Origin of the sequence: Tolypothrix sp. VBCCA 56010 (assembly GCF_050875635.1) — a bacterium.
Taxonomy (GTDB): Bacteria; Cyanobacteriota; Cyanobacteriia; order Cyanobacteriales; family Nostocaceae; genus Hassallia.
Genome location: NZ_JBPAOH010000090.1, coordinates 17,081 through 32,143, shown reverse-complemented (window position 1 = coordinate 32,143; position 15,063 = coordinate 17,081). Strand labels below are relative to the sequence as shown.

16 protein-coding genes are annotated in these 15,063 nt (G+C 42.3%); 9 read left to right on the top strand and 7 right to left on the bottom strand.

Annotated features, from left to right (window positions below; translation table 11 throughout):
* A partial coding sequence (locus AABK37_RS25870; RefSeq protein ID WP_432554381.1) for a HEAT repeat domain-containing protein occupies nt 1-629 on the bottom strand: 629 nt, incomplete at its 3' end.
* A 280-nt stretch (nt 630-909) separates the two neighbouring features.
* Here AABK37_RS25870 and AABK37_RS25865 point away from each other — a divergent pair.
* From AABK37_RS25865 to AABK37_RS25845, 5 genes are all read left to right on the top strand, one after another.
* Nucleotides 910-1,134, top strand: coding sequence for a hypothetical protein (locus AABK37_RS25865; protein WP_432554380.1), 225 nt, complete (start codon nt 910-912; stop codon nt 1,132-1,134).
* A gap of 34 nt (nt 1,135-1,168) precedes the next feature.
* The gene (locus AABK37_RS25860; protein WP_432554379.1) at nt 1,169-1,459 is read left to right on the top strand and encodes a hypothetical protein; all 291 of its coding nucleotides are present in this window, start codon (nt 1,169-1,171) and stop codon (nt 1,457-1,459) included.
* On the top strand, nt 1,456-1,833 hold the full coding sequence (locus AABK37_RS25855; protein WP_432554378.1) for a type II toxin-antitoxin system PemK/MazF family toxin: 378 nt from the start codon (nt 1,456-1,458) through the stop codon (nt 1,831-1,833). Before AABK37_RS25860 ends, AABK37_RS25855 begins: the two co-directional genes overlap by 4 nt.
* A 220-nt stretch (nt 1,834-2,053) precedes the next feature.
* A complete protein-coding gene (locus AABK37_RS25850) occupies nt 2,054-2,248 on the top strand; it encodes a DUF6888 family protein (protein WP_373695712.1) in 195 nt (64 codons plus the stop codon).
* Nucleotides 2,223-2,399: a DUF6887 family protein gene (locus AABK37_RS25845; protein WP_163518995.1), complete on the top strand. Its 177-nt coding sequence runs from the start codon at nt 2,223-2,225 to the stop codon at nt 2,397-2,399. The genes AABK37_RS25850 and AABK37_RS25845 overlap by 26 nt, the downstream gene beginning before the upstream one ends.
* 171 nt (nt 2,400-2,570) lie before the next feature.
* Here the strand turns inward: AABK37_RS25845 and AABK37_RS25840 are convergent, their stop codons facing one another.
* The gene (locus tag AABK37_RS25840; protein ID WP_432554377.1) at nt 2,571-3,047 is read right to left on the bottom strand and encodes a YqhA family protein; all 477 of its coding nucleotides are present in this window, start codon (nt 3,045-3,047) and stop codon (nt 2,571-2,573) included.
* 366 nt (nt 3,048-3,413) lie between these two features.
* Here AABK37_RS25840 and glyS point away from each other — a divergent pair, with 366 nt between their 5' ends.
* From glyS to AABK37_RS25820, 4 genes are all read left to right on the top strand, one after another.
* Nucleotides 3,414-5,564, top strand: a complete 2,151-nt coding sequence (gene glyS, locus AABK37_RS25835) for a glycine--tRNA ligase subunit beta (protein ID WP_432554376.1) — start codon at nt 3,414-3,416, stop codon at nt 5,562-5,564.
* A gap of 82 nt (nt 5,565-5,646) precedes the next feature.
* Nucleotides 5,647-7,062, top strand: coding sequence for a UDP-N-acetylmuramoyl-L-alanine--D-glutamate ligase (gene murD, locus AABK37_RS25830; protein ID WP_432554375.1), 1,416 nt, complete (start codon nt 5,647-5,649; stop codon nt 7,060-7,062).
* An 86-nt stretch (nt 7,063-7,148) separates the two neighbouring features.
* Entirely contained in the window at nt 7,149-8,873 is a 1,725-nt protein-coding gene (locus AABK37_RS25825) for a S8 family peptidase (RefSeq protein ID WP_432554382.1), read from the top strand.
* Between the two features lie 336 nt (nt 8,874-9,209).
* Nucleotides 9,210-10,298: a hypothetical protein gene (locus AABK37_RS25820; protein WP_432554374.1), complete on the top strand. Its 1,089-nt coding sequence runs from the start codon at nt 9,210-9,212 to the stop codon at nt 10,296-10,298.
* A gap of 74 nt (nt 10,299-10,372) precedes the next feature.
* Here the strand turns inward: AABK37_RS25820 and AABK37_RS25815 are convergent, their stop codons facing one another.
* From AABK37_RS25815 to AABK37_RS25795, 5 genes are all read right to left on the bottom strand, one after another.
* A complete protein-coding gene (locus tag AABK37_RS25815; RefSeq protein WP_432554373.1) occupies nt 10,373-11,260 on the bottom strand; it encodes a class I SAM-dependent methyltransferase in 888 nt (295 codons plus the stop codon).
* Nucleotides 11,261-11,328: 68 nt separating this feature from the next.
* Nucleotides 11,329-12,714, bottom strand: a complete 1,386-nt coding sequence (locus AABK37_RS25810) for an oligosaccharide flippase family protein (protein WP_432554372.1) — start codon at nt 12,712-12,714, stop codon at nt 11,329-11,331.
* Nucleotides 12,715-12,716: 2 nt separating this feature from the next.
* On the bottom strand, nt 12,717-13,040 hold the full coding sequence (locus AABK37_RS25805; RefSeq protein ID WP_432554371.1) for a hypothetical protein: 324 nt from the start codon (nt 13,038-13,040) through the stop codon (nt 12,717-12,719).
* A gap of 3 nt (nt 13,041-13,043) precedes the next feature.
* Nucleotides 13,044-14,003, bottom strand: coding sequence for a glycosyltransferase family 2 protein (locus AABK37_RS25800; protein WP_432554370.1), 960 nt, complete (start codon nt 14,001-14,003; stop codon nt 13,044-13,046).
* Between the two features lie 67 nt (nt 14,004-14,070).
* Nucleotides 14,071-15,063: a glycosyltransferase family 2 protein gene (locus tag AABK37_RS25795; RefSeq protein WP_432554369.1), complete on the bottom strand. Its 993-nt coding sequence runs from the start codon at nt 15,061-15,063 to the stop codon at nt 14,071-14,073.

The window sequence follows — 15,063 nt, the reverse complement described above, 5'->3', positions numbered from 1 at the left end:
CGAATGTTAGCGTTAACTTTTTCATCTTTGAGGAAGTTGAGGATTTCGGGTGCGTACTTTGCCCCCGCTTCTCCCAAATTGCCTAATGCTACCGCTGCACTGCCACGAATGTTAGCGTTAACTTTTTCATCTTTGAGGAAGTTGAGGATTTCGGGTGCGTACTTTGCCCCCGCTTCTCCCAAATTGCCTAATGCTACCGCTGCACTGCCACGAACGTTAAAGTTAACTTTTTCATCTTTGAGGATGTTGAGGATTTCGGGTGCGTACTTTGCCCCCGCTTCTCCCAAGTTGCCTAATGCTACCGCTGCTCTGCCACGAACGTCAGCGTCAACTTTTTCATCTTTGAGGATTTTAGCAGCTTTATAGGCAATATCCTCCGGTTTCTTCAGCACAGCTTTCAAATCTTTCGCTTCATATTCAGCTAATTTGTTAAAAGCAAGTTGCTGCACTTGCGGATAGCCATCGTCAAGGGCTGCTAATATACCATTAATCTGCCACGGTTGCGGCTTCGGTTTGGGTGCTTCTTTGGCACTCACCCAAGAGAAGGAGAAAAGGAAAACAAGGAATAAAGTAAAAGGGAACAGGAAAAAGGGCGATCGCTTGCTGGTTTTGCGAGCAGTTTTCAGCATGGGGGACAAGGAGACAGGGGGACAGGGGGACAGGGGGAGGCGGTGTACGCAGTTTATAGGAGTTACGCTGTTGGTATAATAACAGGTGGTTAATTGTCTCCTGTTGTTAACCACGGAGCAAGTATTTTATCTTTTAGTTATCTTCATTTCCCTTAACGAAGATTTCGGATTGCATTCCGCAAAACCGTGGGGAATTGAGGGTTGAAATTTAAACGCAGAGGAACACAGAGGTAAGCGCAGAGGCACGCGGAGAATTCACTTGTGACCCGATGCAATGTTAATGCATCCCCATGCATTGTTAATGCATCCCCATGCATTGTTAATGCATCCCCATGCATTGTTAATGCAACCCGATGCATTGTTAATGCATCCCCATGCATTGTTAATGCATCCCCATGCATTGTTAATGCAACCCGATGCATTGTTAATGCAACCCGATGCATTGTTAATGCAACCCGATGCATTGTTAATGCACCCCGATGCAATGCGATCGCCTTTTTGCTAAAATTCATAAGTCTGATAAATTGTCAAGCATAATTATGGATTCTCTCAAACAACAGATTGTCCAGAAACTAGAACGCTTACCAGAAGAAGCACTTCAGCAAGTTCTAGACTTTGTTGCTTTTTTGGAGTGGCGCGGGGAGAATCATAAACAGTTATTATCCGTAAAAAGTGAAGATTCACGGCAAGAAGATGACGCACAATGGCTAGAGACTGACTTATCTAACTTGGATAGTTATGATGCTTATGATTGGCAACCAGGAGAACTAAATGAGGGTCTGCCTGTTAAGTATTATCCTGGAAAGGGAGTAGTAATAGTTGAGGAATGACGACGACTCGTTCTTTACAGTTTGGGGACATTGTAACAGCACGATTTCCTCAACAAAACCCGCAAGGTCGCGAACAAGAAGGCTATAGACCCGCTATTGTGGTAGGGTTTCCCAGTCGTTTAGGTATACCGCGTTTTGAATTGATAGTCCTCATCCCGATGACAACCGATAAAGGACAACAATGGGCTAATACTTCACCTGATTTATATCTACGTTTTGCTGCGGGAATTGCAGGCTTAAAGTCCCCATCTATTGCGCTATTGGATCAACTCAGGGTTTTAGATGCTAATCGGATTGTCGCATATCGGGGAAGTCTGACACCTGAGCAGTATGAACTCATTTTAACAGGGCTTGGGCGGATGATTAGTCCTTGATTTTAGCGATTGGGCGAATAGTATTCGCTACTACACAAACAAAGTCCAGATGGTGCGTGGACTTATGCATCTCAATGCAATGCCATTGTCACTCGATGCAATGCGATCGCCTTTTTGCTAAAATCCATAAGTCTGATAAATTGTCAAGCATAATTATGGATTATTCAAACAACAGATTGTCCAAAAACTAGAACGCATACCAGAAGAAGCAGGTGAATAATTGGAGCCAACGGCAGAGCAAAAGACGGTGATGTACAGAATTTGTCAGCAATTAACCAAGATGTACAGACCTATATATTTAATCACCACTGATAGCAGGACAGGCGATTTAATAATTATTGCGGGCGAAGAAACAGAGATATCAATTAGCCCCGAAGGGAAGGTGAACTATGAGTCAACCGAAGCCGAATTTTGAGCAAATGACCATCAAGCAGCTAAGGACTTATGTTTTAGCTCACAGAGATGATGAAGACGCAATACACGCCCTTGCTATACGTCTACGGAATGAAGGAAGGACAGGTACAGTAGATGAATTTTTGGCACATCTTCAACAGCAAACCGAATGACTTGGGCGGATGATTAGTCGTTGATTTTCCGGTCGTGCGTAGACGCGTAGCCTGCGGCAAGCCGCAGGCTAGCGGCTTGTCTGTGACATCGCTTGTTTTGTTTGTTGATGGCACGGTAAACTGAGTGTGGCGATCGCACTTGGGCATTTTCTGTTGCAAGATAAATTGTGATTATTTCTTGTAATTCTTATGTGCGCTCAAAAAGTAAGTTAATGAGGCAATTACCAAGGCAACACTACCACCAAAAGTTAAAAAATTAGCATCACCTGACCAGGTTACAGCTTGCCCTAAAAACAATACACTTAAAACTACTATAATCACGCTGATTAATTTGCCTTTTAAGTCGTCTATATTGTGAATTTCTAACCATTCTGGTACATTGATGTTATCGTCAATAAACAATTCGTACAGCCCTAATGCTGTAATATAAAATACAGTTGACAGTAAAAACAAATCAATTACTTCAACTAGCGATACAACTAGTTTTTTTCCTCCTTTACTAGAGACTCCAGCTTCATGTAATACCTGCAAAATCGCATTACCTGTTTGAATCACACCATAAAGTAAAACTGTAACCGAAGCGATAAACGAACAAATAACCGCTAAGAGAATCAATTGACGACTGCTAGCCAGAATCCGATGAATCATAGATACACCTCAATGGACAAGTGTAAATTCAGTCAATGTGACAGGAATTGTCCACTCTGACTTTACTCGATTAGTGTCCCGGAAATATTTAATAAATAAACTTACGTCAACGCGATCGCCAAAAAAAGAAATCGTTTCGCTCATCTGCTGTCACCAAAAGTACTAAAGTAAACTTCAATAGGACTTACGCAATAATTCGTCGAAACCTTGAATTTACGTAGGGGCAATTCATGAATTGCCCCTACTTTAGTTTTGCGTAAGTCCTATTCAAAAGCCAGCTGATACCAATTCTCCACGCATCGAATACATCGCGATCGCCTGCATCGCAAGGTAAACTGTTGAAATTAGTGCGTTTATGATTTGCGAATGACTAATTTTTTATTAGAAGTTGGTACAGAAGAATTACCCGCAAGCTTTCTCAGTAGCGCTGTTAAGCAGTGGAAACAGCGCATTCCCCAAAGTTTGCAAGCACACAACTTAACTAGCGATGCGGTGGAAGTTTACGGTACTCCCCGACGTTTGGCTGTGTTAATTACCAATTTACCAGCGCAGCAACCAGACAAAGAAGAAGAAATTAAAGGTCCCCCCGCACAAGCTGCGTTTAAAGATGGTAAACCGACACCCGCAGCGTCAGGGTTTGCGAAAAAGCAAGGTGTAGATGTTGCTGATTTTGAAATACGTCCCACTGAGAAAGGTGAATTTATCTTTGTTAGAAAAAAAACTCCCGGTCGTCCAGTAGCGGAAATTTTGACGGAATTTGTCAAAGAGTGGATTTTCAGCTTAGAAGGTAAGCGGTTGATGCGCTGGGGTGATGGTGATGTGAAGTTTTCGCGTCCAATTCGTTGGTTGGTGGCTTTGTTGGATGATGCGGTGCTGCCGATTGAGTTGGATAATGGTTCGGAGGTGATAAGAAGCGATCGCCTAACCCATTCTCATCGTGTCTTACATCCACAACCAGTTACTATTCCCCACGCTAGTGATTATCTTACCACGTTACGTTCTGCTTTTGTCATTGTTGATGCCGATGAACGCGCAAATACAATTAAACAGCAAGTTCTCTCATCTGTGCAAAATCTCGACGGACATGTAGAAATCTACGCCGACTTGTTAGAAGAAGTCACAAATCTAGTAGAATATCCCTCAGCGGTTGTGGGTAAATTTGAAGCTGATTTTTTAGAACTTCCCACGGAAGTGATTACCACTGTGATGGTAAGTCATCAACGTTATTTTCCCGTCTTCAAAGCAGCTAACAGCAAAGAATTACTTTCTTATTTCGTGACAATTTCCAACGGCGACCCCGCGAAATCAGATATCATTGCTGTGGGAAACGAAAGAGTTATCCGCGCTCGTTTAGCTGATGGGAAATTCTTCTACGACAGCGATTTAAAGAAGCCTTTAGAAAGCTTTTTACCGCAGTTAGAGAAAGTCACTTTTCAAGAAGATTTAGGTTCGGTGCGTGCCAAGGTTGAGCGAATCTGCAAAGATGCCGAAATCATTACAACACAACTGCAATTAAGTCAATCAGAAACTAGCAACATTCAAAGAGCAGCTTTGCTTTGTAAAGCCGATTTGGTCAGCCAAATGGTGTATGAATTCCCAGAATTGCAGGGAATTATGGGAGAAAAATATGCTGCTAAAAGCGGAGAATCAAAAGAAGTTGCAACCGCAATTTTTGAGCATTATTTACCACGAAACGCAGGTGATGATTTACCACAAACTCTCACAGGTCAGATTGTCGGTTTAGCAGACAGACTGGACACTTTGGTAAGTATCTTCGGCTTGGGAATGATACCCACAAGTTCATCTGATCCCTTTGCTTTGCGAAGAGCGGCAAATGCGATAGTTAATATTACTTGGTTTGGGAACTTGGCGATTAATTTGCAAGAATTAATTGAGTCAATAGCCAGTAATTTTGCCACAGCTTATAACAAAGATGGTGGGAAGTTAAGTACGGCACTAAAAGACTTTTTCTTACAACGCATTCGCACACTGTTGCAAGAAGAGAAATCTATTGATTATGACTTAGTGAATGCAGTGTTGGGAGAAAATGATGCAGAATATGCGGAACGCGCTTTAAAAGATTTATTGGATGTACGCGATCGCGCTTTATTCTTGCAAGAAATTCGCAATGACGGTACATTAGATAAAATCTACGAAACCGTCAACCGTTCAACTCGGTTAGCCGCGCAAGGTGATTTAGACTTTTTACAGCTTAACCCCACGGTTGCAGTCAATCCCGAATTATTTCAAAAAGCCTCAGAAAAAGCGTTTTATGATGGTTTAATTCAGTTAGTGCCAGAAACAGAATCCGCAAAGCGATCGCGCAACTATCGACAATTAGTATCAGCACTCGAAAAAATTGCTCCCGCCGTCAGCAACTTTTTTGATGGTGCAGAAAGCGTCTTAGTAATGGATTCAAATCCAGAAATCAAGCGCAACCGATTGCATTTACTCGGATTACTTCGCAACCATGCCCGTGTTTTGGCTGATTTTGGTGCCGTCGTCAAAAATTTGTAGCCTAAGCGAACAAAAAATGGTGTAAATTATGCCAAGAAACGCTACTATAGTGAGACTTAACCAGGGATAACTGCCACAGTCTATGTCCAAAGCTCATGTAATTGGATTCGGAAAGTCCGGTGTTGCTGCGGCGAGATTGTTGAAAAAGGAAGGTTGGGAGGTGGTGCTTAGTGATTCTGCTAACGCGGATATCCTTGCTTCACGCAACACCTCCGAAAACTTCCTTCAACAGCAACAAGAACTTACCGACCGGGCAATAACTGTTAAATTGGGATATTCCCTGGATTTGAATGATGCCGATTTACCACAGTTAATTGTCGTCAGCCCAGGTGTACCTTGGGATATACCCTGTTTAGTCAAAGCGCGAGAATTAGGGATTGAAACTATCGGCGAAATGGAACTCGCTTGGCGACATTTACAAACTATACCTTGGGTGGGAATCACCGGTACTAACGGTAAAACTACCACCACAGCCTTAACAGCCGCAATTTTTCAAGCCGCCGGATTTAACGCCCCCGCCTGCGGTAACATCGGCTTGGCAGCTTGCGAAGTCGCGCTTTCTCAGGATGAAATCGACTGGGTAATTGCCGAATTTAGCAGTTATCAAATAGAATCTTCTAATACTGTTGCTCCGCGCATCGGTGTTTGGACGACTTTTACACCAGATCATCTTGCTCGTCATAAAACTTTAGAGAACTATTACAATATCAAAGCGAAATTATTGCGACAGTCTCAGTTACAAGTTTTCAATGGGGATGACGCATATTTAAGCAAGGTGGGTGCAAGTCAGTGGAGTGACGCTTATTGGACAAGTGTTAAAGGTAAAGATCATCTGATTGGTGAGAAAGGCTTTTATATAGAAGATGGCTGGGTTGTAGAGACGCGACATGTCGCGTCTCTACAAGAAGATGAACGCATTGTCGAAGTGTCAGCTTTGCGGATGGTAGGCGAACACAATCAGCAAAATCTGCTAATGTCAGTAGCAGCAGCGCGGTTGGCGGGAATTGAGAAAGATGCTATATCACATGCAATTCGTGAATTCCCTGGCGTTCCCCATCGCCTTGAGCATATCTGCACTTGGAAAAATATCGATTTTATCAATGACAGCAAAGCGACTAACTACGACGCTGCGGAAGTTGGTTTAGCATCGGTGCAAGATCCGGTGATTTTGATTGCTGGTGGGGAAGCGAAAGCTGGAGATGATACAGCGTGGCTGGCAAAAATTAAGGCGAAAGCCGCTGTGGTATTACTTATAGGTAGTGCGGCTGAAAGTTTTGCTCAACGCTTAGAAGAGGTGGGGTATGATAGTTACGAAATTGTGGAAACAATGGAGAATGCGGTTAAGCGATCGCCATCCTTAGCACTCACATATCAAGCGTCTGTAGTGCTGCTATCTCCAGCTTGTGCAAGTTTTGACCAGTATCCTAATTTTGAAGCGCGTGGTGATGATTTTCGCGTGTTGTGTCTTAATCGTTTTTTAAACGCAAAGGATCGCTAAGGTTTCGCAAAGGGTCGCAGAGTTTTTTTGATGGGTGGGGTTGGCGATAGCTTGTAAGATTTACAGTAAGTATAGAGGTGAGTTTTATGCATAGCGATCGCCTAAACAACACAAATAATTTAAGTCCTAAGTTTGAAGGCTTTTTTATTGAGATGGTAATGCCGGGACAAAAGCAAAAAGTCCAGGAAATTGTTACTAAAGTTTTTGGTTTCGATTGTCAGGTGAAATCTGTTGGTGACAATCGCACTGAGTTTCAAGTTACCCTTAACAAGAAAGTTTATAGTGTGAAGGATGCTTGGGATAAATCTTATAATCTGCGATCGCAACCAGGAGTGGTGGATGCACAGCCATTATTTGCGGTTCCTTTAGCTGATAATTCTCAATCAGAACCTATAGGTGACACTCAGGGTCAAATAGAAGAACAAAGCAGTGATGTAGAATGGGGTCTTAAGCAAGTTCGAGTTTTTGAGGCATGGTCGCGCTTTTTCCCTGACCCGAAGCGACCACCAGGACATGATATTATTATTGGGTTGCCGGATACAGGTTATTCAGAACATCCAGAAATTATTCGTAATTTGCTTTTGGCGAAAGGCTACGATTTTCTTAAGAAAGATAAAGACCCAAAAGATGAACTAGAAAGGTCTCCAGGTGAAGTTATAAATAATCCCGGTCACGGTACATCAACAGCAAGTATAGCCATCAGTCCCAGAGGAAGGCAAGGCGATTATCTCAGTGGGAAAGCTGTTACGGGAGTTGCACCCGGAGCAAAAGTAGTACCTCTGCGAGTTTCGTATTCAGTGGTATTACTGAGCGTACAAAATCTGGCTGAGGCGATCGAGTATGCGGCAGATAATAATATCCATGTTTTGTCAATCAGCTTGGGGACTGGTTTTTTTAATCAGCGTTTGCGGAGTGCGATAATTTATGCTCAAAAACGAGGCGTAATTATAGTAGCAGCATCTGGCACTTTTGTTCCCTACGTAGTTTGGCCCGCTGCCTATGATGAGGTGATTGCTGTAACTGGTAGCAATGTACTGCGTCAGATTTGGTCGGGTGCATCGCGAGGACCTCAAGTTGATGTTACCGCACCTGCTGAGAAAGTTTGGTATGCGAAAGTCGAGAAGATAGATAATGAACTTAGATATAATATACTTCAAGGCTCCGGGACTTCATTTTCTGCGCCACTAGTTGCGGGTGTAGCGGCTTTATGGCTGTCGTATCATGGACGAGAGCAATTAATTAAGCGCTACGGAGCCGAAAAGATTCCTTTTATCTTTAATCAGATTCTGCGCGATAGTTGCGAAAAGTTCCCGACATGGAAGCCGAATAAATTTGGTGCAGGAATTGTCAATGCAGAGAAAGTGCTTGCTGCACCATTACCTGATAATCTTAGTCGCACTAATTTTGCACCAGCGATCGCCTTACAACAACATCCAGCTATAGACAACGGAAGGCTAGAAACTTTCGCCCATCTGTTTGAAAAGCAACTATCCGACAGTCAACCAAAAGCTAATTTTATCGCACCTGCAAAAGATAACACGAAACTGCAAGCAAGTCTGGCGGAACTGTTACAAACAACAGAAACTCAGTTACCACAACGATTGAAAGAGGTAGGACAAGAGCTAGCTTTTCATATTACTACAAATCCAAAGCTTTATCAGCAATTAGCAAAGGCTTTATCTACTGAAAAGTCCGATCCGAATCAGTTGAAAACGAGGTCTTTAACTGAGTCATCATCAAACAATTTGGATTCGGTGCGCGAGATATTGTTGCAGAATGTATCTGAAGTTTTGAAAACAAAATTGAGATGAAATAATAGTCTCTAACGTCACCTCATACCAATTCTATGTAAGGTTGCGCTTCCCATCTGTGTAGGGGCAATTCATGAATTGCCCCTACTGAGTGCGTTCGTGCGTGCGTAATTCCGCGCTTACGCATCTTTATACAGAATTGGTCTCAGAACTTTGTACCCTTAGCTCGTAGTGAGCGGTTTACCGCTCAATTGCAAAGCTTTCAAGAGATAAAGCCGCTTACTGCACTGGTGTAAATACATAGAAGTAAGAAAATAAGTAATCCGAAAGAATGCTCATGACATTCTGTGTACTACTAAATAGATTGGACTCTGGAAACAGAAGATAGACTATTTCATGAGCTTTTTTCCCTTTTTGACCAGGCGGTTGCAGCTATCTACTTTACTGATATTCATAGCGAGTGTAATTGTCACTCTTGTTCTCGGCTGTATGCCAACTCCCAGCCAAACTCCTACACGAGACAAGTTTCTCCAACCCTTTTCATCCACATCGGTTTGGAATATGCCCATAGGCTCAAATGCCCAATACATACCTGCTGGAATAAACAAGGCAGCTTATGGTGGGGTAGACCAAGAGTATTTCTACAAACTCAAAGCAGACGATCCCTACCGTCCAGTTTATGTTCCTGGTGCTTGGGGTGAAGGGCGCTGTACAGGCACTAAACCTGTGGAATTGTGGCTGCCCATTCCAGACGATTTAATTGTTCCAGATGCCACGACTAAGCCCTACAGCACACCCAACAATGGGAGTGCCTTTCTCATGCCAGACGGTAAAACCTTAGTGCAGCTTGAACCCCTAGCTCGTTGTCAACATGGAGGTTCAATTTATGGTTGGCGTTATCCCAACATTGATATTTACGGAGAGGGAATAGGGGGAGCGCATTTTGGTTCTGGTCTTTCTGCTATTGGTGGCTCTGTTCGCAAAGGTGAACTCACCAGCAATCAGCCTATTCGTCATGCATTAAAAGTTCTTCTTTGGGGAGAAAAATATCTTTATTACTCAAAGGAAAATCCTGGGCATCGCTGGCCCGCAGATCGTGCAGATGCCAATGCTGCCAAACAGTATCATGGTAAAAACCCCGCGCTTGTGCAAGGAGCGCTTTTAGCAATTCATCCCAGCCAAAGCGAAGAAAGTCTTAACTTGCAAACACCTGCTGCAAAAAAACTATTTCATGCCTTGCAAGATTACGGTGCTTATGTTGTTGATGATGCTGGTTGGGACGCTCATTACCTCGCTGTGGAAAGAGGAGTTTTGGATGAGTTTCGCAACACCTTCGGCTATGATTTCGAGGGTACAAGCGGACAGTTTCACGACGACTTTATGAAGCTATTTCAAGCGTTGCAAATTGTCGATAACAATACAGCAGACAGTGTTGGTGGTGGTGGAACTCCGCGTGCTGCTCTTGCTCCACCGATTGGAAACTGAAGAATAAGCGAGGGGCAACCGTCGTAGAGACGTTCCGACGGAACGTCTCTACAATATGTATGATTTGCCAGATATCAAGAACCAAAAGCGAATAATTTTCTCATTTTGGCGTTTATGTATGGTCGCCGAATTTTGGCATCTTTCAAAAGAGAGATAAAATCTGGAAGTGAGATTTTTTCTTTTTTAATAAATTCCATTGGTTTAAATTGAAAAAAGGATTTTTGACTATACCAAGTCAGTAACATTTTATTTTGCAAAAAGAAAAAAGGTGTCTGATTAGCAAATTTTAAGTTTGATTGTAAATGAGTAGGAAAATTCTCAGAAACAGCAGAAAATGCTTCTGTAATTATTGCGATGCCGGAAGTTTTCAGCATTAAGTTAATATCTCTAATGGCGGCAACGGGGTCAGTCAAATGTTCTAAAACTTCAAAAGAAAGTACAACATCATATTGAGATGTAAGACAAGAATTATAGTCAGAGATAAGATTTACGCGATCGCCTATCAAATCGTAATGGGCAAACCGTTTTGTAGCAAATTCGTATGTTTTACTTCCAGGAATGTCGAAATAGTTAATTTTAAAGTTGTTTCTCACAAGTTCTAAAGAATCATTGCCGGTGCCGTCACCTAACATGAGAATTGCTAATTCATCAAGTGCGCGATTATTTTTTTGGGCATATAAGCGAATCCTTTCAATCGCTTGTTGAATCCAAAGCTGTCTTTCTTGTGATGCCCAAAAAACCATAGTCTCAATTATTAATCCGTATCCTTCTTTGTAGAGTTGTTCCATCTTGTCGTCATATTCATGCGGAGTTACTCCAAAATGCTTTGCTTCTTGAACTACAGTTCCTTCACCTAAAGCCTGCATCCATACTCTACGTTCTACTTCTTGTCGGGGTAAATCGGTAAAATTAACTACTTCATCAACAATTTCCTGATAACTTAAAGGAAGTTTAATGTTCATAGTCTTGTACCGCTAACTTTAATTACATTGTAGCTAGGACGCTTAGATTCGCCTAAGCGTCTTTCTTGTCAAGACCTTAATATTTGTAAATAGCCGACAAGGGTATTTCTCTCTTTAGTTGATGTTAGTGGAAGCAGTAGTAACAAACAAGACAGGTAACGACCTGAACCAGGTAATGTACTTAAAATTAAAACAGCAACGGTGATACCATACCAAACCAAAGCTTTAGTGTAATTTAAATTGCCCAATTCTTTGACTATATATATATGAAGCAGCAGGTAACTAGCTAATGCACATATTTCTGCCCAGCCATAACCAACTATTCCCAGCTGCGGTACTAGCAAAAATGCAGCGCCGGCAAAAAGTGCGACATGAGCTGCATGAAACCAAGCAACTAATAAATTTCTACCCAGCAGATAAAGTACTGAGGAATGTAGATTGAAGATGGAATTGGAAAGATAGCCAACGGCAATATATGGAAAGACGTGCAGCACTGGAGTCCAATTTTTTCCAAAAATCACTAATAATACTATCGGACCGAACAGCGCAAAACCTGCCATTGGAACGCCAACTGCTAACGCTTGCAAGCGCATTCCCTCTTCAATACTGTGACGCAAACGAGTTTTGTCATTTTCGAGTTTAGCAAGCGCTGCCATAGCTAAACGCCAAGTTACTGACTTGGCAAAGGAAAGCATTTCGACTAAGCGAATGGCAAGAGAAACAAAACCCACAGCTTCAGCGCCGGCGAAACGTCCAACAATGACTGGATTGACAAGCGATCGCAATTGCCATAACCAAGTCGAACTAGAATAGCTTAAGCCATACTTCAGCATCTCCCGAATTAAAATTGGCTTCCAGCACAAGCGCGGACGAAGTTTAGTACTCGAATAAGTCAGCGCAACCATAGTGATTTGCTGAAGCCACAAACCAGCAGTCGGTGCCCAAGCACCAGCTTGTTGATGCGCTAGTGGCAGCGCTATTACGTAGTAGCTAATTTGACTGATTAACTCGATATATGCCACGCGCTTAAAATTTAAGTCGCGGTCGAGTTTAATTGTTAAAGGTATATTTAACAATGATATTGGTAAAGTCAAACCCAAAGCCGCCAAAAACGGTGCTGCTTCTGGAAGCTTAAGCATTTGGGCGATAATATTTTGCCCTAATACCAAACTAAGCGCAAAGGTTCCACCAAAACATAGCAACAGCGTAAAAGCTTGGTCATAATCTTCTTGCTCTGGGTTGCTGGTTTTGCGTAATAAATAAACATCCAAACCCCATATACCCAAACCGCCCAAAAAGCTGACAATTCCATAACCTACTCCATACAATCCGTACTGGGCAGGTCCAATAACTCTTGTGATAAATATTACTCCTATTAGGCTGAGTAATATTCCCAGAGCTTGTCTTACAACCAGTAAGGCTCCACCCTTTATGACTTGATTACGCAGTCCCACAGTTACTCCAAAAAGCGATTAGATATTGGGTATTGGGCATGGGGCATTGGGCATTGGGTATTGGGCATGGGGCATTGGGCATTGGGGAGGCAGTGCGTTGGGCGGCTCTGCCGACTTGAAGCACCTGCCGTCATTGGGCATTGGGCATTGGTAATAATTCTTTTCAAGCGTCCAAGCGTCCAAGCATCCAAGCATCCAAGCGCCCAAGCGTCCAAGCGTCCCCATTCCCTATTCCCCATGACGGCAGGTGCTACAACGTTCGTGACCTCCGCAACGCACTGCCTCCCCCATGCCCATTGCCCCATGCCCAATTCCCCATTCCCCATTCCTTAAATTGCGCGAAATGACAAACGACGACGTAAAGCACGATTAAACGATCGCACTTTTTCATAACCCTCAAATCCCAGCAACTCTAGTACGGCGATCGCTACACTCAAGCGGATAACCCAAGGTTTTAAAAGCAGTTGCGGATAGTTGGCGATCGCTAAGTTGCGATAATGTGCCGCTTGTTGAAAATCTTTGTTATCTATAGACCTCCAAGCAAGATAAACATACAATCTTCCATAGCTTTGCGGTCTAAGATACAATACTTCTGTTGGCAAAGCTCGATATGTTTTCTCAATCAACCGCCGGAAACCTTCTAACATTGACTGGCAATCTTTTGATTTATTATTAGGATGCTGTCGATATTTCACTAAAGGTTCTTTTATCACTGCATAGTGATAACGAGAGGCGATTCTGATCCACATATCTACATCTTCGATGTAGCTACTTTCATCAAATAAGCCAAGAGTTTCAAAACAAGAACGGCGAATCATCGGTGAACTTCCACAACAAACCGAACTATCACACGATTCAAAAACCTTTTTGTAGACATCACCTTCTTCAGTATGTCTCATAACTATGCCTGTAAGCTTACCACTTTCATCCATGTAAGCTGTCCAAGCATCAACTAGACCAACTAAAGGATTATTATCTAAACAATTTGCTTGTTTTTCTAACTTAGTCGGTTCCCAAATATCATCAGCATCTAAAAAGGCAATATACTCACCTTGAGATTCCGTAATTCCTTTATTTCGTGCAGCTGCCGTACCTTGATTTTCTTGGGAAATAACTTTGATTCTGGGGTCAGTTATTTGAGAACCCCATTCCACAATTTCATCGGAACTACCGTCATTAACAATTAAGACTTCAAAATCAGTCAAAGTTTGCTGCAAGACGCTCTCCACGGTTTCGGGGAGGTATTTCATTGCATTATATGCGGGAACAACTACAGATACTTTTGGCATCTTTTCACCTCTCAAATTGTATACTTTGGTAATTAACACCAAATCAAGTTTAAATTGCTGTTTTTTCTTAAGTCCGCGCAGGCGGACTTTGTTTGTTTAGCCGCGAATTCCATTCGCCAGGGCTGCGCCGCATTGTTTGCACAAGCGATCGCACTTTGTCATAAGTTTGCGAACCCAGCCGTTTTAGCAGCGCCAAAGCAATACTTTGACGGAGAAAATCCCAAGATAAAATTACTTGCGGATGATGAGCGATCGCTTGATGATTATAATTAATTGCTTGTTCGTAATCTTTATTATTTATCGCTCTCCAAGCTAAGTATAGATTAACGCGAGCATATCCTTTATCTCTTAAAGGTAGTAATTCAGCGGGTACAGTTTCAAAAGCTTGTTCTATAATTGTCCGAAATGCTTCTAAAGTTCCTTTGCAGTTAGTAGATTTACTTTGAGGATGCTGTCGGTAGCGAACCAAAGGTTCTTTTATTGCTGCAAATTCATAACTAGCAGCAATCCGAATCCACATATCTAAATCTTCGAGAAAAGGTAAGTCTGGATTAAATAATCCAACATTCTCAAAACAACTGCGACGAATCAAAGGTGTACTGTCACAGCAACAAACTGGTTGAAATTGCACAAGTTGTTTCCAGACATCACCTTCAGCAGAAGAAACAATTATTCTTCCTGTAGATTTACCTTGTTGGTTAATTAAAATCGTCCAGGTATCTACTAACCCGATTGAGGGATTTTCTTCAAGAAAACGTATTTGCTTTTCTAATTTGGTTGGTTCCCATAAATCATCAGCATCCAAAAGCGCGATATACTCACCTTTCGCGGCAGTAATACCTGTATTTCTCGCAACAGATGAACCTTGATTTTTTTGGCAAATTACTCTCACTCGTGGATCTGTGATTTGCGTCGCCCATGCCGCAGTTCCATCAGAACTACCATCATCAACTATTAACACTTCAAAGTCAGAAAATGTCTGTTTGAAAACGCTCTCTATTGTTTCTGGAAGATAAGCAAGAGCGTTGTAAGCCGGGATAATTACAGAAACTTTAGGCAT